Source organism: Azomonas agilis (assembly GCF_007830255.1).
GTDB classification, from domain to species: domain Bacteria; phylum Pseudomonadota; class Gammaproteobacteria; order Pseudomonadales; family Pseudomonadaceae; genus Azomonas; species Azomonas agilis.
Genome location: NZ_VLKG01000005.1, coordinates 103,304 through 120,015 on the forward strand (window position 1 = coordinate 103,304; position 16,712 = coordinate 120,015).

At 53.3% G+C, this 16,712-nt stretch carries 15 protein-coding genes and 1 riboswitch; of the genes, 1 reads left to right on the forward strand and 14 read right to left on the reverse strand.

Translation table 11 applies throughout. From position 1 onward, the window contains the following. Window positions 1-48: 48 nt before the first annotated feature. The 7 genes from typA to LX59_RS08190 all read right to left on the reverse strand — a co-directional run bounded on the left by typA (window position 49) and on the right by LX59_RS08190 (window position 8,815). On the reverse strand, window positions 49-1,866 hold the full coding sequence (typA, locus tag LX59_RS08160) for a translational GTPase TypA (RefSeq protein WP_144571358.1): 1,818 nt from the start codon (window positions 1,864-1,866) through the stop codon (window positions 49-51). Window positions 1,867-2,001: 135 nt separating this feature from the next. Next, a complete protein-coding gene (gene thiI / locus LX59_RS08165) occupies window positions 2,002-3,465 on the reverse strand; it encodes a tRNA uracil 4-sulfurtransferase ThiI (RefSeq protein WP_144571359.1) in 1,464 nt (487 codons plus the stop codon). A 133-nt stretch (window positions 3,466-3,598) separates the two neighbouring features. After that, complete coding sequence (locus LX59_RS08170) at window positions 3,599-4,003, reverse strand: response regulator (RefSeq protein WP_144571360.1); 405 nt, start codon at window positions 4,001-4,003, stop codon at window positions 3,599-3,601. Window positions 4,004-4,342: 339 nt separating this feature from the next. Beyond that, window positions 4,343-4,921 (reverse strand): hypothetical protein, encoded by a 579-nt coding sequence (locus tag LX59_RS08175; protein ID WP_144571361.1) that lies wholly within the window; start codon window positions 4,919-4,921, stop codon window positions 4,343-4,345. A gap of 22 nt (window positions 4,922-4,943) precedes the next feature. Next, entirely contained in the window at window positions 4,944-6,824 is a 1,881-nt protein-coding gene (gene btuB / locus LX59_RS08180) for a TonB-dependent vitamin B12 receptor (RefSeq protein WP_144571362.1), read from the reverse strand. A gap of 55 nt (window positions 6,825-6,879) precedes the next feature. Next, window positions 6,880-7,088: riboswitch (cobalamin riboswitch) on the reverse strand. Between the two features lie 45 nt (window positions 7,089-7,133). Then, a complete protein-coding gene (locus tag LX59_RS08185) occupies window positions 7,134-7,649 on the reverse strand; it encodes a hypothetical protein (protein ID WP_144571363.1) in 516 nt (171 codons plus the stop codon). 5 nt (window positions 7,650-7,654) lie between these two features. Then, window positions 7,655-8,815 (reverse strand): extracellular catalytic domain type 2 short-chain-length polyhydroxyalkanoate depolymerase, encoded by a 1,161-nt coding sequence (locus tag LX59_RS08190; RefSeq protein WP_246118712.1) that lies wholly within the window; start codon window positions 8,813-8,815, stop codon window positions 7,655-7,657. Window positions 8,816-9,081: 266 nt separating this feature from the next. Between LX59_RS08190 and LX59_RS08195 the strand changes: the two genes are divergently transcribed. Further along, complete coding sequence (locus LX59_RS08195) at window positions 9,082-9,711, forward strand: FABP family protein (RefSeq protein ID WP_144571364.1); 630 nt, start codon at window positions 9,082-9,084, stop codon at window positions 9,709-9,711. Window positions 9,712-9,762: 51 nt separating this feature from the next. On the opposite strand, the gene LX59_RS08200 is transcribed toward LX59_RS08195, so the two are convergent. From LX59_RS08200 to waaF, 7 genes are read right to left on the reverse strand one after another with little or no spacing between them, the layout of a single operon-like run. Further along, on the reverse strand, window positions 9,763-11,184 hold the full coding sequence (locus LX59_RS08200) for a lipopolysaccharide kinase InaA family protein (protein ID WP_144571365.1): 1,422 nt from the start codon (window positions 11,182-11,184) through the stop codon (window positions 9,763-9,765). Beyond that, window positions 11,181-11,930, reverse strand: a complete 750-nt coding sequence (locus LX59_RS08205) for a lipopolysaccharide kinase InaA family protein (protein ID WP_144571366.1) — start codon at window positions 11,928-11,930, stop codon at window positions 11,181-11,183. The genes LX59_RS08200 and LX59_RS08205 overlap by 4 nt, the downstream gene beginning before the upstream one ends. After that, window positions 11,927-12,661: a lipopolysaccharide kinase InaA family protein gene (locus LX59_RS08210; RefSeq protein ID WP_144571367.1), complete on the reverse strand. Its 735-nt coding sequence runs from the start codon at window positions 12,659-12,661 to the stop codon at window positions 11,927-11,929. The genes LX59_RS08205 and LX59_RS08210 overlap by 4 nt, the downstream gene beginning before the upstream one ends. Then, window positions 12,662-13,468, reverse strand: coding sequence for a lipopolysaccharide core heptose(I) kinase RfaP (gene rfaP / locus LX59_RS08215; RefSeq protein WP_144571368.1), 807 nt, complete (start codon window positions 13,466-13,468; stop codon window positions 12,662-12,664). Continuing rightward, window positions 13,465-14,592 carry a glycosyltransferase family 4 protein gene (locus tag LX59_RS08220; RefSeq protein WP_144571369.1) on the reverse strand — a complete coding sequence of 376 codons (1,128 nt, stop codon included), beginning with the start codon at window positions 14,590-14,592 and terminating at the stop codon, window positions 13,465-13,467. Before LX59_RS08220 ends, rfaP begins: the two co-directional genes overlap by 4 nt. Further along, entirely contained in the window at window positions 14,592-15,596 is a 1,005-nt protein-coding gene (gene waaC / locus LX59_RS08225) for a lipopolysaccharide heptosyltransferase I (RefSeq protein ID WP_144571370.1), read from the reverse strand. The genes LX59_RS08220 and waaC overlap by 1 nt, the downstream gene beginning before the upstream one ends. Further along, the gene (gene waaF, locus LX59_RS08230; protein WP_144571371.1) at window positions 15,597-16,631 is read right to left on the reverse strand and encodes a lipopolysaccharide heptosyltransferase II; all 1,035 of its coding nucleotides are present in this window, start codon (window positions 16,629-16,631) and stop codon (window positions 15,597-15,599) included. Window positions 16,632-16,712 lie beyond the last annotated feature (81 nt).

The window sequence follows — 16,712 nt, forward strand, 5'->3', positions numbered from 1 at the left end:
CTGAATCACTCCAGCGGGGCTTTTTGATTTATGGCTCAGGTTTAAGAATTAAACCTTGCTGCGCTCGTAACGCTTACGGTCGTTTTCGTTCAGGTATTTCTTACGCAGACGGATGGACTTTGGCGTTACTTCCACCAGCTCGTCGTCGTCGATGAACTCTAGCGCTTGCTCCAGAGTGAACTTCAGCGCCGGAGTCAGTTGGATGGTTTCGTCCTTACCGGAAGCGCGCATGTTGTCGAGCTTCTTGGCCTTAGTGGGGTTGATCACCAGATCGCTGTCGCGGCTGTGGATACCGGCCAATTGACCTTCGTATACCTCGTCACCGGGAGACAGGAACAGCTTGCCGCGGTCTTGCAGGGTTTCCAGCGAGTAGGTCAGAGCGGTACCGGTCGCCATAGATACCAGCACGCCGTTTTGACGGTGGCCGACTTCGCCGGTTTTGATCGGGCCATAGTGACTGAAGGTGCTGGTCAGAATGCCGGTACCGGAGGTCATGGTCAGGAAGGTGTTACGGAAACCGATCAGACCACGGGCTGGAATGGTGTATTCCAGACGCAGACGGCCTTTGCCATCAGGGATCATGTTGGTCATGTCACCCTTACGCAGACCCATTTGCTCCATGATCGGGCCTTGGTGCTGCTCTTCGATGTCGATGGTGACGTTTTCGTAGGGCTCTTGTTTCTCGCCGTCGACTTCGATGATCACCACTTCCGGGCGACCTACGGCCAGCTCGAAGCCTTCGCGGCGCATGTTTTCGATCAGTACCGAGAGGTGCAGCTCACCACGGCCAGAGACTTTGAATTTCTCAGGGCTGTCGCCTTGCTCAACGCGCAGGGCTACGTTGTGCAGCAGTTCTTTTTCCAGACGGTCTTTGATGTTACGGCTGGTGACGAACTTGCCTTCCTTACCGGCAAAGGGTGAGTCGTTGACTTGGAAGGTCATGGACACGGTGGGCTGATCCACGGTCAGAGGTGGCAGGGCCTCGACGTTTTGTTGATCGCACAGAGTGTCGGAGATGAACAGCTCTTCCATACCGCTGACGCATACGATGTCACCCGCCGTCGCTTCCGGCACCTCAACGCGCTGCAAGCCGTGGTGACCCATGATCTTCAGGATACGGCCATTGCGTTTTTTGCCATCCGCACCGATCGCCGTTACCGGAGTGTTGGACTTGATAGTACCGCGTGCAATACGACCGATACCGATCACACCGAGGAAGCTGTTGTAGTCCAACTGGGAGATTTGCATCTGGAACGGGCCTTCGGTATCAACCTTGGGCGCAGGCACATAGTCGATGATGGCTTGGAACAGCGCATCCATGTTGTCGCCCATAGCTTCGTGGTCCAGACCGGAAATACCGTTCAGGGCACTGGCGTAAACGATGGGGAAGTCCAGTTGCTCATCGGTAGCACCCAGGTTATCGAACAGGTCGAAAATCTGGTCAATCACCCAATCCGGACGCGCGCCGGGACGGTCGATCTTGTTCACCACCACGATGGGGCGCAGACCGGCTTTAAATGCCTTCTGGGTTACGAAACGGGTTTGGGGCATGGGGCCGTCTTGGGCATCCACCACCAGCAGTACGGAGTCCACCATGGACATCACGCGCTCTACTTCGCCGCCGAAGTCAGCGTGTCCGGGGGTGTCCACGATATTGATGTTGTAGCCGTTCCATTTGATGGCGGTGTTTTTGGCCAAAATGGTAATGCCGCGCTCTTTCTCCTGATCGTTGGAGTCCATCACGCGCTCGCTTTCCGCTTCTTTACGGTCGAGGGTGCCGGAGAGCTTGAGCAGTTTGTCTACCAGAGTGGTTTTGCCATGGTCAACGTGGGCGATGATGGCAATGTTACGCAGTTGTTCGATCACAATAACTATCCTGAAAAGGGTAAAACGGAAAACAAGGCAAAAGGGCTAAACGCCAAAGTCCACCGACAAGTCGGGGGGGTGTTTGCGACGGCGGGCACTGCGCCGGATGGAGTTGATACTCATAGCCTGCTCCAGTCAGCGAGCCACGCTGGGTCGGTAGACCCGCACGTTCACATGGCCCTCACTCAACAGGTGATGAGCATGCAGGCGGCTCATGACACCCTGATCGCAATACAGTAGGTATTGGCGGCTGGCATCCAGCTCTTTAAAACGATTGTTCACGGCGTAGAAGGGCAGGCACTGGACTTCTACCCCGGCGATGCTCAGCGGCTCGTCTTCGGCTTGATCAGGATGGCGAATGTCCAACACCACCTGACCGGACAGGGCCTCGGCCACTTCTTCCACCTGAATGTCTTTGCCCAGCTCTTCGATCACATGGTCGATGCTGACTTGGCGCGCACGCTCTAAAGCACGCTCCAGCACCTGCATGTCGAAGCGGCTTTCCTCGTGCTCCACCCGGCCGCGTTTGGCTTGGGTGGTGGGATTGACCGAAATAACGCCGCAGTATTCCGGCATATGCTTGGCAAAGTCGGCACTGCCAATCTGTTCGGCGGTGTCGATGATGTCTTGCTTGTGGGTGGCAATCAGCGGCCGCAGTACCAACATCTCCGTAGCCGAATCGATCACCGACAGATTAGGCAGGGTTTGGCTGGATACTTGGGAGATGGCCTCACCCGTCACCAATGCGTTGATGTGCAGACGCTCGGCAATTTGGGTGGCAGCGCGTAGCATCATGCGTTTCAGCACCACACCCATGTAGCTGTCGTCCACGTTTTTCAGGATTTCCCCCACCACTTCTTCAAAGGGCACGCTGATAAACAGCACGCGGTGGGAGCTGCCGTACTTTTTCCACAGGTAATGGGCGACTTCCATCACTCCCAACTCGTGGGCACGGCCACCGAGGTTGAAGAAGCAAAAATGGGTCATCAAACCACGGCGCATGATTTGCCAGGCCGCTACGGTGGAGTCATAACCGCCGGACATCAGTACCAGCGTTTGTTCCAACGCGCCGAGCGGATAACCGCCCAAGCCTTGGTGCTGACGATGGATCACAAACAGGCGCTGATCGCGGATTTCCATCCGTACCCGCACTTGAGGATTTTTCAGGTCAATGCCCGCCGCACCGCACTGTTGGCGCAGTTGGCTGCCGATGTAGCGCTCTACATCCATCGAGCTAAAAGGGTGTTTGCCCGCACGTTTACAGTGTACGGCAAAAATTTTGCCCGGCAGTTGGTCAGCATAGTGGTGCAGGCACTTATCCAGAATGTCGTCGAAATCGCCCAGCGGGTACTCGTGCACCTCCAAAAAGTGGGCAATTCCCGGCGTATGGGTCAGGCGCTCGATCATCTCAGCCAGAATCGAGGGCTCGGTGACGGCGGTATTCAGCTCCACATTGTCCCACTCGCCTTCAATACGCACCTCAGGATCAAGGTCGCGCAGAATGGAGCGAACATTCTTCGCTAATTGGCGGATAAAACGCTTGCGTACCGGACGACTCTTGATGGTGATTTCCGGGAAAACTTTGAGGATCAGCTTCATGAATGCGGCGGTAGGAGCGGGGGGCTGTGAAAAAAGGCCCAAAGTATAGCCGAAATGCCTTGCTCTGAATGAACTTTTGCAGACCGTAGAGCGAAAAGCTCGGGTCTGCATCGGTTCTTATACGATAGGTAGGTTAAGTGCCGTAAGCACTTTGAGGCGCAATCGCCCTAAGTTTGGGGCTTGATAGGTCAGTCAGTAGGTGAGCCAAGCGCTCTTTGGCCACGGGCTTTAACAGGTAGCCTTTGGCGCCTTGGCGGCGCGCCCATATTTCGTCGGTTTCTTGGTCACGATTACTGGTGATGATCACCGGAATATGGGTGGTTTCCGCATCCATACTGAGTTGGCGGGTCGCCTGAAAACCATTTAGACCCGGCAATAAAATATCCATTACGACCGCATCGGGTTGCTCTTCACGAGCCAGTACCACGCCGTCGGCTCCATTTTCAGCGCTTAACACCTGATGTCCTAACTGCTCTAACAGGCTTTTGAGCTTGGAAAGCTCTGTTGAAGAGTGATCGACAATCAAAACACGGGCCATGATGTCTCTCGAACAGTGATGATGAACATAAAACCCACAGCAAAGGCTCTGGAATCGGGAGCGCCGCTTATACGGGAAACGGCTTTCATGGGCAAGCATTAGCGCTTTCCATAGTGCGTTTATTCAGAATAGCTAAATTTTTTAGGCTACTGGATTGATGTTTTCTTGCCATTTCCAAGACAGCATACGCCTTTCTAAAACGCCGCCAAGAGATTAATTAAAGTGCAGTGCTTTTAGGCTATTTTCCAGACGAGGGGTTATGGAGAGGATTTTTAGCTGCTGCTAAGTGAGGTTCATGGGTCAGTGGCTCAGTCCTTTGGGCCACTGTACGTTGATGGATCAGCGCGGTGTTTTCAGACGCAAATGCACGCCCGAGCGAATGCCTTGAATGCTGATATGTACCAGTACCGCTAAGCCAAGGTAGAGCGCCAAGGTGCTCAGATATTGGGGGTAGTAAGTCATAATTCGCTCAGCCAACAGGCTTAGGCTGGGGTCTGGATAGCGGCCAGAGAAGTACAAAAAACCACCGCCTGAGAACAGGTAGCACACAAAGCTGCTGGCCACTGCGAATAAGCCCAATCTCAACAGGCTGCTGAGTTGTTCGGAGTGCCAGCGGGCGTACAACCGGCCCCCCAGCCACAGGGCACCGTAGGCGGGAACGAGCATCCAGTAGGCGGGAGATACGCACCAATCACTCACGCCTTGCCACTGGATGGCGATAAAGTCCAGCACTGAGGCTTCAATAAACAAGGCCGGAAATACCCAGCGCGGGGTCAGTAAGGCTCCGGCTAGAAAAAATACCGCCCAAGAGGCACTGGGAAGGTTAATCGCATCAAAGTGATGTCCGCGAGTGACCGCCATTAAGGCAGCTAGTATCAGACCCGCAATGACCTGCTGGGTTCGGGTGAGGTTCATCATAAAAAGCTCCTAAAAGAAAGGCTTACAGCGCTTGATAACGCAGGGTCACATAAACCGCTTGGCCCGGTTGGTTATAGCCGGATACGGTCTCGTAGCTTTTGTGGAACAGGTTAGCGATTCGAGTCTGTACGCGCCATTCGGGAGCCATCTGGTATTCCGCCCTTAAATCCACCAGAGTGAATCCGCCTAAACGGGTTTGGTTTTCCAAATCATCGTAGCTATAACCTTGACCATGCACACTAGCGCCTAGGGTTAGGGCTCCAAAGCGGCGATCCATGTCCAGATTAAAGGTTTGTGAAGGCCGCCGGTTAAGGTCTTTGCCGTAGTATTTAACCCCAGTACGGCTGGTGCGGCGCGAGCGGTTTTCCGCGTCCATCAGGCTGTAATTGGCCGTCCAATCCCAGCCCCATAGCGTGCTGCCGATGCTGGCTTCTAAGCCGTGGATGCGGGCTTTATCCACCCCTTCGGCACGGCTGCGGCCATTGATGGTAATGGTGCTGATCAAATCATCAATGGTAGTGCGGTACAGGTTCAGCGACCATTGTCCCCAGCCGTGTTGACCGTTAAAGCCCAGCTCCAGAGAGCGCGATTTTTCCGGGTCTAAATCCGGGTTGCCAAAGTTGGGGTAGTACAGTTGGTTGAAGGTGGGCGCTTTAAAGGCGGTGCCCCAACTGGCAAAGGTGCGAATGCTGTCGGTAAGGGCATATCCGACGGCAGCGCTGCCGGTATTGTGGCGGCCAAATTCCTCGTCATCATCGTGGCGGCCAGAGACTTGCAGATCAAAACGCCCGAAACGCCCAGTGTATTGGCTGAAAAAGCCATCATCGGTGCGGCTGTCTTCTTGATACACCGTAGTACCTGAAGCCTCATCCCGTTGATGGTCTAGGCCAAGCGTTAGGGTATGGTGTTCCGCCAGTTGGAAGTCGTTTTGCCAACTGATGTGGTCGCGTCGGGTGTCAAAGCGCGAGTAGAAGGTGCCATCCTGATAGGAGTCGGATTTATCTTCACTGCGGCCAAATTGCAGGGTGGTTTGCCAGTAGTGGGTCGGCGAGAAGCGCATCAGCCCGCTGGCCAGACTTTGTTTGTTATCCGCATTGGCTTTGCGGCCGCTTCTACCGTACAAAGAATCATAGTCGTTGTGGGCACTGGTACGCATCAGACTGCCTTCCAGCTCCAGACCGTTGTCAAAGCGATAACCGGCGCGCAGGGTTCCGCCCAGATTGCGGTAGCCATCGGCATCTTGCTCATAGCCGCTGGTGCCGCGATCTTTGGTGTCGATACCGTCGCTGTCTTGACTGGTGACGCTGAAGTTAAACCAGCCGGCTCCGTTATTTCCACTCACTCCAGCCGTAGCTTCTTGAGCGTCATGCGTACCCGTACCTAGGCTGAAGTAGGGTTTCAGGCTGTGGCTGTCCTGCTGCCCTTTGCGGGTGAAGATTTGAATCACCCCGCCAATCGCCTCTGAGCCGTACAGGGCTGAACGCGGGCCGCGCACGATTTCAATCCGCTCAATCAGCTCTACGGGTAAGTCTTGGTACGCCGTTTGTCCCGTAGTGATGGAGCCCACCTTAACCCCGTCAATCAGCACTAAAACGTGGTTTGAGTTAGTGCCGCGCATAAACAGCGAGGTGGTTTTGCCCGGCCCGCCGTTATTGGTGAGCGAGATTCCAGGGACTTTACGGAATACATCCAGCAGGGATTTGGCTTGAGTGCGCTCTAACTCGGCACGATCAATCAGCGTCACGGCGGCCAAACTTTGGCCAGCTTGCTCGGTCATGCGCGAGGCAGTGACTACTTGCTCATCCAGATTAAGGGATGCACCAAGGGCTAGGCTGGAGTATAAAAAAGGCGGTGCAGCCAGCAAGGCAAAGGCTGACGGCCTGCGGGTACGAACAGGGGTCATGGGAAGTGTGCTCCATCGCGCGCCCCGCGCGATCTGTTGGCGTGTGGCCGAGGGTGGCCGATGAATGCGACAGGCCGGTCTCCGGGCTTACGAGTGAACCTTGGGATTCCCAACCGCGCCTTCCCATACTCTGTACAGTGGCTGATAGCGGTTTTTAGCTCGTTTACCGTTGCGGGGGCAGCGCCGGCTTTGCTGCAATAAAGCGCACCGGCTTCCCTGTTTCACCCCCAGCATTGTGGGGGCACCTGAAGCAGGGCGGAGCCTAGTGCTTGCAGCCAAGCAGGTCAAGCAAAGCGGAGTGACTGCGTTTTATTGAGGCTTCTCAGGCTGAAGGCTTTCCAAGGTTTTTTGCCACCACGCAGTATAAGCGGCCTTAATTTGATTTAAGTCGGTGAGTTGCTCAGATACGTCCTCCTGATATTGGCGGGCTAAATCCAAATTAGCCTCCAGATAGGCCACCAATGCTTGTTGGGGTGATGAAACACCCTGCAAGGCATTAATCATTTGTTTGCTGTTTGTTAGTGCAGTTGTCCAATAACGAAAATAAGCCTCTTGTTCTTTTTCTAAGGCTGCTTGTTGAATATCAATTAATTCTCGATAGGCGTTAGATAATGCGCTGGAGTCTACACTGGGCTGTTCAGGTAGTGTCCAAGGCTTATCGTGCCACTGTTTTAAAACTTGTTGTGTTATTTGCAAACTGTCGTGAACGGGCGTAAAGGCGGAGCAGAATAACTGTAGATTTTCCGCATTCTGGTGTGAGAAACAACGCCACTGTTTTAAAATGTTAATTAACTTAGGCTCAATAAGCGGGGCGGCTGTAGTCACAATATTTACTCCGGCACAGTGTTAGTTTGGGCGGGGGTGGCAAGACGTTGCAGCATTTTATAGACTGCTGATAATTGGGGTGCTGAGCGCGTGTAATAATCAGGGTCTATGTTTCCGGGTGAGGAATAACCCCAAAAATCCCAGCAGCCTTGAGGGTTAAAGGGTATGGTATTTGAGGGGGTTATTTGCGGGTAAAGAACAATTAAATCGTTGGCTTCTGCCAGCTCGTTATAGCCGGTTTTGGCGTAGTATTGATCGCCTATCACTTCAGCACCCTGTTGGCATCCGTGAAAAACAATATGTACGGAGCAACTTTTCTGCCCAGCTTGGCAGTTTTTAGGAATATAGGCGTAGCCGGTTTTACTCATACTGGTGTAGTTCGAAGTTAAAAACTCGGATTGATCAAAAGCAATTAATGACTCAGGGTTTTGAGTCGTTGCTGGTTTTAGCTCAGGATATATGTGACTTAAAATTCGATTAGACTGTTCAAAATCACAGTCATTAATAAAGGGCGGTTGGGTGAGCGGGCAAGCCGTGGTCGTATCCGTTACTACAATAGCGTGACCCGCATTAACGCTTTTATCGTAGCGAATGGAGGAGTCCGGAATACCTACCGATTTAAAAAAGGCATAGGTTTGATCCACTACTGTAGTGGTTACGGTTTTATCTTCCGTACCGCTAAAGATATACACTCGGTCATTAGCTAAATTGCTTAAGGGAGCAATAGCCCCAGACTCCGAGAGTTTTTGCGCCTGTTTAACCAATTCGGGTGTGTTAGGGCCAACAGATGCGGTCAGAGGGTTCATGCAGGTGGTGGTCGCATTAGTTAACAGCGTATTCCCCGCCCAGGATTTAGCACAGAGGTAAGGCCCGCCCGCAATAACACCTGCCCCCACCATCAGCTCAGAAAAGGCTACATACAGTTGAGAGGTCATAAAGGCTCCCGAAGAGAGTCCCGAGACCGAGCTCTGGTTTAGATCTGCGCCATAAGCGGGCAAGGGGTTGGGTTGGGCGTAGAGGTAAGGGCTGATCAGAACCAGACTGAGGGTCAGCAGCCGAGCCGTTATGGAATGAGTTGCTTGGGATGTCCCTTGTGTGTCGTAGTTCATCGTCTTACGCGAGATTAAGCCATCCCTGCTAGCGATGGTGGAATACCCAAACAGCATGAGTCTTCCCGGTACTCGCGGCCTCCTTGGGGTAGTCTAAAGAATTCAGAGTCTGTGGTTGAGTTTTGGTCGAGCCGTTTAAAGTATAGAAAGCTGTGGAGCATTCGTTGAGATAAAGCTGCGGCACAAGGATGCTAGCGAGGATTTGATCTAGGCAAGCGTCCGTGTTTGACTACCTAAATGGTGTGATCAGGTTTGATGAGGCCATATTTACTTCAATGGCCTTAACAATTAAGCATTAATCCTTAGTTAAATACGATGAAACTATGAGTGAATTCCCCACCGATATTTATACCGAACCTCGGGATATTGATGTTCATACCCTAAACAACCTTGGCCCGCTACGACCTATGGCAGGTATTTGGACAGGTCAACGAGGTTTAGATTTAAAGCCCAAGGCGGAAGGCCCGAAAGAGCAAGCCTTTATTGAGCGCATTGAGTTGCAACCTATTGATCCGGTGACTAATGGCCCGCAATTGTTGTATGGGCTACGTTATTACACCCATATTACTAAACCCAACCAAGTAAAAACCTACCATGAACAAGTGGGGTATTGGTTGTGGGAGCCCGCCACTCAGACGGTTATCCATACTTTAGCCGTTCCGAGAGGAGTGATTGCGATGGCGGCGGGGCAAGTTAAGCCCGATGCCACCGAGTTTGAGTTACAAGCTACTGAGGGTTTAGAAACTTGGGGTATTTGTTCCGCGCCCTTTTTAACCCATGCTTTTAAAACCCTAGCCTTTAGTATTAAGGTCAGTATTAACGCTGATGGCACTTGGAGTTACGCCGAGGATACGGTGCTACAAATTAAGGGTCAGTCTGAGTTATTTCATCATACGGATAAAAATATTCTCAGTTTAATGGCAGAGCCTACGCCTAATCCTTTAGCTCGTTAATGATGGGCTTGGAACTTAATTAATAAAATACTCTTAAGTTCCAAGCTGTTTTTAAAGATTAGGAAGGCTCTGATTTAAATGCTGATATAGCTTAGTGTCTTGCGGCCAATTCCGCAGAAAGCGCGCTCTATCCTGTCGGTATGCCTTAGTGAAGGTATGAGCACTGCTGTGTTGCTGCATGGCATCCAGATCAATCAGTGACCATTGGCCAAGGGATTCATCCCAGAGTAGGTTGTGGCCTTTTAGATCACCGTGGCTGATGCGCTCGCGAATCAGGGCGGTAAATAGGCGCTGTAAGGCCAGTACCCAATGCGTTGGCGGGGGAGTGTCCAAATAAGGGGCAAAGCAACTGATGGCGTCCGGCCCGGATAAATACTCGGTAATTAACCAAGCAGGCCCGCGCAATCCACACCAACGGCGCTCCATAACGGCTAAGGGCTTGGGGGTCGCAATGCCCAGCAGTATTAAACGGTGAGCGGCTAACCAACTGTGCCAAGCGCGGCTGGGTCGCCAAAAGCGCTTGAGCCAGTGCAGGGTGTTTTTGATGTTGTAGCGTTTAATTACTAGTGGTTGCCCTTGGTACTGAATACGTACCACGGTAGCCGCCCCGCCTGTTTTATACAGATGCCCCTGATTGATATAAGCATCGGGGTTATGTACCAGAGGCTCTAATGCGGGCAAAGCTTCGCGCCATACGGCCTGCAATCCCATCGCTCCACGTTGTACTTGGAACAGAGTGCAGTCGCGACCGGCTTTTTTCAGGTAATTGGCCAGTCGCCAGCGCCGCGTTTTAGCAATGGCCTGACCCAAAGCCGGTATGGAGAGATCCACAGGGTTAGTCTGTCGATACAAGGCCACTAGGGTTTCTAAGTGCGGTTCTAACTCGGGGGAGAGCTGAGCGAAGAAGATTCCTAGGTTTTCGGTGATTTTTGCTACCGATAAAGCTTGGCCTAGGTGTTCAGCTTGAACGCCGCCCCCGTCGATCAGGTAGAGCTGTTGCCGATGCTGTAAAAGGTTGTCCAAATGCAGATCGGATTGCCATAAACCGACGCGGTGTAGTCTGGCAATAACGTGTAGGGCTTGGCTAAGAATGGCCCGTTGTTCGGTCGTTAAAGGCCATTGATGGGCCACAGCTTGCCACGTACTCTCAAGACTGACGGCGGAGTCTAAGTATTCAAATAGCAGCCAGCCGCCTTCTGGAGTCAGCGCTTGGGTGAGGAGTTTTGGCGTTACGAGCTGCTGTTCCATCAGCCATTGAGCACCTTGATATTCACGCTGAAACTGCTTGGCTGCTTTGGGGCCAACCAGCAACTTGGCTAGTACCCGTTGCTCCTTCCACTGAGCGCAGCCCACATAGCGTTGCCCCGGAAGGATACGCAGCCAACGCTCCATCAGCAGGCTTTCTTCTGCCAACTCCAAGGAGGTCGGTAGCGGAGGCTGCCGCCCCGCCTGAGCCAATTCAGATAGCCTCACTGGCCGTATCCTTTATGCTTTTGGCGGTTGAGCAGCTTATTTTTCCACAGGTTTATGGAGTCTGGGTTTTCTAAATAGGCGCTGAGCAGACCATCCACCTCGGCCTCGCTCCAGACGCGCGCGCGGCGTATCAAGGGTTCTAAGTCCCGTATGGCACAGTTATCGCGCCAAAACAGCGGACGACGGGTTTTTTCCAGATCAATCAGGCAGGCTTCAAAATGTTGTGCGCAGTCGCGTAGAAAAATATGCTTGGGGTAAAAGCATCCATGTACCAGATGCTGTTGGTGGAGTTGGCGCGCTAATCGCCCAACGGCTTGCAGAATATGCTGCCGCTGTATGGGTTCAAGTTTAGGCCAGTGTTTAAGCCAGTGTCCTAGGTCGCACCAACCTTCTAGGGCGGGGGTGAGCAAAATAGCACGTTGCTCATGTCCCACACGGCGTTGCCCAAAAAAAGCCGCCTGCAACGCGGGAATTTTGAGTTGCTGATACAGGCGAATATTGCGAAATTCGCGCGCTAAGGTAGGTTCGCCTAAGGGATGTCGCCAGCTATAGGCGAGATGACTGGTTTGGCGTTTTAGGTAGTAAGGATGCCCATCCACAGACAGGTGTGCCACCATACTGTAACCTCCCCGTCCTAGATTAGGGTCATCTACACAATCTAGTTGCAAAGCCCATAGAGATTCAAAGTCGGCTAATTGGTGATGCTGTAAGCGTTCAGCATGTTCCTTAGCCAGAAAATCCTTCATTCACGGCCCTCAAAGTAACGCACGATCTGGCGGATCAATGGCTTATCCGTAGGCTTGAGCCTATCTTGTTGCCGATAGTTTAGGTAAAAACGCAGGCGTTGAGTTCGCGATAGCTGATATTTGCCCACCTTATCCAGACACGCTAAATCCTTAGTAATTCGCTGGCTGAGCCAAGGGCCTCGCCAAAAGCCTCCCGAAGGACAGTCGATCAAAAACAGTTGCCCTTGGGTATTCACCAGCAAGTTACGCCATTTTAGATCGTTGTGAGTGAAACGATGGTGATGAAGAATGCGGGTAGCCTGAGCTAATTGGCGACTGATGTGAGCGACCCAAGCTCGATTGTGTAGGCGTACATCCTGTTGTTTGGCCAGTTGGGCTAAATCTTGGGTGTCTGGGATTTCTTGGGTGATCAGAGCGCCGCGTACAAAACTACCTAAATGGCGCTCTAGGCCATAGGCTACGACGGGTGCGGTCGGAACGCCCCAACGAATAAAATGGTGTAGGTTCTGCCACTCGCCTTTAATCCGCGGCTTACCAAAGAAACGCCTCAGCCCCTTGCCCGCGTCCCAATAGCGTTTGACGTAATAACGGACTCCTTGCCGCTCGACCCGAATAACCTCAGACATACGGTCTTTGCTTAGACAGTCTCCTTGCAGTGCAAACACCCGTTCTAAGGAGCCAAAGTCAGATTCTAGCTTTGAATAAGCCGGTTTTAGCTTCCAACCCGCCATTTATAGGGCATCTCCATAACGCTGTTTACGCGCATACAGGCGTTTGGATTCGCGGCTTAGCCAAATCAATAATTGAGCCTGCTCAGACAAAATAGTGCGCAGGGGTTGTTGAAAGTATCCCCGTAAAAAACGCAGGTAATCACGTTGAGTCAAACCGATGTCCAGCGCGGAAAAATGCAGTGCGGCTAAATCTTTATTACGCCAGCGTTTGGGCGTTTGGGGGCGGGTTTGGGCGCGGTGTAGATCAATAAGGGACAGGCGTAGGTTGTGCGCGGTGATACTCTGATCGGTGTGCATGAGAAAGTGGCAGATGTAGCAGTCGCGGTGGTTGACTCCAGAGCGGTGCATCCTTCCCGTCATTCGAGCGACTTCGGCGATTAAGGCCCATTTTAGGGCTGAATTGGGTGGGTTTTGCGGCCAACTCAGGCAAAAGTCTTCCAAGCTGATGGTAGGGGCTAACTCCTCCGTAATCAAAAAGGAGTGCTGAGTGGCAGGATTAAGACCGCGCTCACCAAAGGCCACTGCTGTCATGCTGGGAACACCGGCGGTTTTTAGCCGTTTTAAAGCACGCCATTCATTACGGGCTCCGAGCACGGGCAAGCGCAGGGAGAGCAGATTTTTTAGGATTTCTCGCCAACCGATACCACGATGGATTTTGACGAAATAACCTCGTCCACGCACCTCGGTACGCAGGGTGCGTCGGCCTTCCAGTTCGCGGAATACCTGCCCCTGTAGTTGTTCCACCTCGGCAAAGGCATCTTGATTGGCCCAGAGTTGATCAAAGGGAGGACGCAGTTCCAAGGTCATGCCTGAACCCCTAGGTTGAGGATTAAGTCCGCGGCGCGCTGCGGCATGGAGTACAGATCAGCAGTATCCGCATAGGCCAATCCTGCCTGTGACCAGCGCACCCGTGCTTCAGGATTGGACAGCATCTCGGTCAAGGCTTGGTTGAGCTGTGGTTGCTCAAAGGGGCTAGGCAGTACCAAGCCACAACCCGCCTCTTGGATATAGCGCGCATAACCGCATACATCGGTGACTAAAACGGGCAGACCGGCAACCAGTGCTTCCAGGAGTACGGTGCCGGTATTTTCGTTATAGGCTGGATGAATCAATAAATCGGCTCCCAGCAAAAAGCGCGGAATATCGCTGCGCCCTTTGAGGATTTGTACCTGCTGCTCCAAGCCGAGGGTTTTGATTTGCAGTAGAAAGGCGCGCGGATCGTCTTGACCGATGGCGATCAAACGGGTGCGCTGGCGTAAGTCCTTAGGCAGTGCGGCTAAGGCCTGCAAGCTACGGTCGAGCCCCTTGGTTTTAAACCCGGAGCCGATTTGTACCAGCAGCAAATCCTCATCGCTCAGGGCAAATTCACGGCGAAACTCGGCGCGAATCTCTGCGGCATTAGCTGGGGCTCGGCGATCCTGAGCGATGCCGGGTGGCAGCAAGTGAAAGCGCTCAGCGGGGGTGTGGTAATGCTTGATAAACAGCGGCTGCTGGATTTCGGAGATCATCAAAATCTGGCATTGGGATTCGGGGGCAAATACCGCGCGCTCGTACTCGGCAAAGTGCTTGTAACGGCCCCAGAATCGGTACAGCGGGGTGCGTAGAGTTTGGGCCTTATCCTCAAAGCAGGCGTCGGCCGCGTAATACAGATCCAGCCCCGGCATTTTGTTAAAGCCCACCACGCGATCTACGGGACGCTGTTTTAAATCCTCCAGCACCCAGGTATTAAAACGCTCATTACGGGTGTGGTTAAACCATGCCTTGATCGGAACCACATGCAGCTCAAAGCCTTCAGGGACTTCACCTTCCCAGCGCAGGGTATACACGCGAATCTGATGGCCTCGGCGTTGGCACTCCAAGGCGATGCGCATGAAGTCCCGTTGCAGTCCCCCAAAGGGAAAGTATTTGTAGAGGATAAAGGCCAGTTGCATCAGAGGGATTCCTTAGAGCCAAGTAAGGGAAGCAGGGCCTGTTCAACTTGCTCCGGCGTTAGGCTGTCCATGCAGGTGGCATGGCGATTACCTGAGCCTGCTTGGGGGCCGCTGGCGCACAGATGTACCTGATGTTTACCGTAAGCGCCCACCTTGCTGGGTAAAGTAGGGCCGTACAGGGAAACACAGGGCGTATCCAAAGCTGCGGCAAGGTGTCCTAGTCCGGTATCTACAGCAACGCAGGCTTGAGCTTGCGCCAGCGTTTGAGCCACGCCCAGCAGATTGAGGCGGGGTAATACCTGAACGGCGGCTAAGTCAGCGGCAATACGCTCGGCCCGTTCGCGCTCCAAATCATTGCCCCAAGGCAGGCAAACGGATTGGCCTTGAGCATTCAGGCGTTCTGCAAGGCTGCGCCAGTAGGCTTCGGGCCAGTGTTTGCTGGGCCAAGTCGTGCCGTGCAAAAAGACGATGTAGGGCGCTGAAAGGCTGGTGCCGGCAAAGCGGCTTTTATCCAAGCCATAATCCCCTAAACCTTCCGGTAGCTCGTAGCCCAGTGCCTGAGCAAATAACTGGCGCACGCGCTCCACCGCATGTTGCGGGCGGGCAACGGCATAGGTACGGTCATAAAAGTAGCTGGCCAGCGGCTCGCGGGCGGATTTTTTGTCAAAGCCGGCAATCGGGGCCGAGACATAGCGGGTCAGCCAAGCGCTTTTCAGCAATCCTTGGGCGTCAATCACTAAGTCATAGGAGGCTGCTCGCAGGCGGGCCTTAAAACCTTTCCATTCCTCAGAGCGCAAGGTTTTCAGCGGTTGTTTGCGCCAGCGCCGAATAGCTACCGGAATCACCTGATCCACCGCTGGGTGCCAACTCGGAATTTCAGCAAAGCCTTCCTCCACCACCCAGTTGAAACGGATACCGGGAATGGCGCGTTGTGCGTCAGTCAGAGCGGGAAAGCTGTGGATCAGGTCGCCCATGGAGGAGGTTTTAATCAAAAGCACACGCACTTAATGCACCTCAGTTCCTTGGGTCAATAGGGCGTTCAGCGCCTGTTCTACCTGCTCAGGAGGCAGTTGGCGTAGGCAATCGTAGTGTCCAAAACGGCAGGTGCGCTCAAAGCAGGGGCTACAGTCGAGGCCCAAGCGCACAATGGCAACTTGCTCTGCTAAGGGTGGGGTAAAGCCGGGAGAGGTAGAGCCATACACTGCCACCAAGGGACGACCTAAAGCGGCGGCTACGTGCATTAAGCCTGAGTCATTAGTCACCACCGCTTGGGCACAGGACAGCAGGTCGATGGCCTCGGCTAATCCGGTGGTTCCCGCCAAATTGTGTAGGGATTGGCCTTGCTGTTCGGTGAGCGCGGCTTTAATGGCTTCACCTACCGGATGATCTTTTTGCGAACCGAAGATCCATACCTGCCAGCCCATTTCGATACGGGTGGCGGCAATCTGTGCGTAATATTCAGCGGGCCAGCGCTTGGCTTCACCAAATTCTGCACCGGGGCACAAGGCTAATACGGGGCGTTGAGTATCCAATGCAAAACGCTCTAAAGCCTGCTGCCGCAAGTTAGAGTCAATCTGTAACTGAGGACGCGGATAAGGCTGAGGTAAAGGCGTATTCGGCGCATAAGCCAAAGCCATAAAGCGCTCAATCATCAGGGGATAGCGGGCCTTGTCTAAAACCCGTACATCATTTAGCAATCCATAGCGCCATTCGCCGCGCCAGCCGGTACGTTTAGGGATATTGGCCCAAAAAGGAACCAGAGCTGATTTGAGGGAGTTGGGCAGCACTATGGCCTGTTGATATTGCCCGCACAGGCTGTGACCAATGCGGCGACGGCTGGCTAAATCCAACACGCCATGACCAAGGGGAAAGCTAAGCGCCTGCCGTACTTCGGGCATGCGCTCTAAAATCGGGCGGCTCCAGTCGGGGGCCAGAACATCAATGGCGCAGTCGGGATGCTGTTCACGCAGGCGCATAAACAAAGTTTGCGCCATCACCATGTCGCCTACCCAACTGGGGCCGATAATCAATATATTCATAGAAAAACAGCTTCACGCCATCAGCCTCAAACGGCAAGCACGGAGTGGTAATCAAAACTCCTGCTTGCCGAAGGGCGTTAA

Excerpts from the sequence above, each read along its gene's own strand:
- LX59_RS08205 (WP_144571366.1), bottom strand. The coding sequence starts at position 11,930 with ATGAAGGATTTTCTGGCTAAGGAACATGCTGAACGCTTACAGCATCAC.
- LX59_RS08170 (WP_144571360.1), bottom strand. The coding sequence starts at position 4,003 with ATGGCCCGTGTTTTGATTGTCGATCACTCTTCAACAGAGCTTTCCAAG.
- btuB (WP_144571362.1), bottom strand. The coding sequence starts at position 6,824 with ATGACCCCTGTTCGTACCCGCAGGCCGTCAGCCTTTGCCTTGCTGGCT.
- LX59_RS08195 (WP_144571364.1), top strand. The coding sequence starts at position 9,082 with ATGAGTGAATTCCCCACCGATATTTATACCGAACCTCGGGATATTGAT.
- LX59_RS08190 (WP_246118712.1), bottom strand. The coding sequence starts at position 8,815 with ATGCTGTTTGGGTATTCCACCATCGCTAGCAGGGATGGCTTAATCTCG.
- rfaP (WP_144571368.1), bottom strand. The coding sequence starts at position 13,468 with ATGACCTTGGAACTGCGTCCTCCCTTTGATCAACTCTGGGCCAATCAA.
- LX59_RS08220 (WP_144571369.1), bottom strand. The coding sequence starts at position 14,592 with ATGCAACTGGCCTTTATCCTCTACAAATACTTTCCCTTTGGGGGACTG.
- LX59_RS08175 (WP_144571361.1), bottom strand. The coding sequence starts at position 4,921 with ATGATGAACCTCACCCGAACCCAGCAGGTCATTGCGGGTCTGATACTA.
- waaF (WP_144571371.1), bottom strand. The coding sequence starts at position 16,631 with ATGAATATATTGATTATCGGCCCCAGTTGGGTAGGCGACATGGTGATG.
- thiI (WP_144571359.1), bottom strand. The coding sequence starts at position 3,465 with ATGAAGCTGATCCTCAAAGTTTTCCCGGAAATCACCATCAAGAGTCGT.
- LX59_RS08210 (WP_144571367.1), bottom strand. The coding sequence starts at position 12,661 with ATGGCGGGTTGGAAGCTAAAACCGGCTTATTCAAAGCTAGAATCTGAC.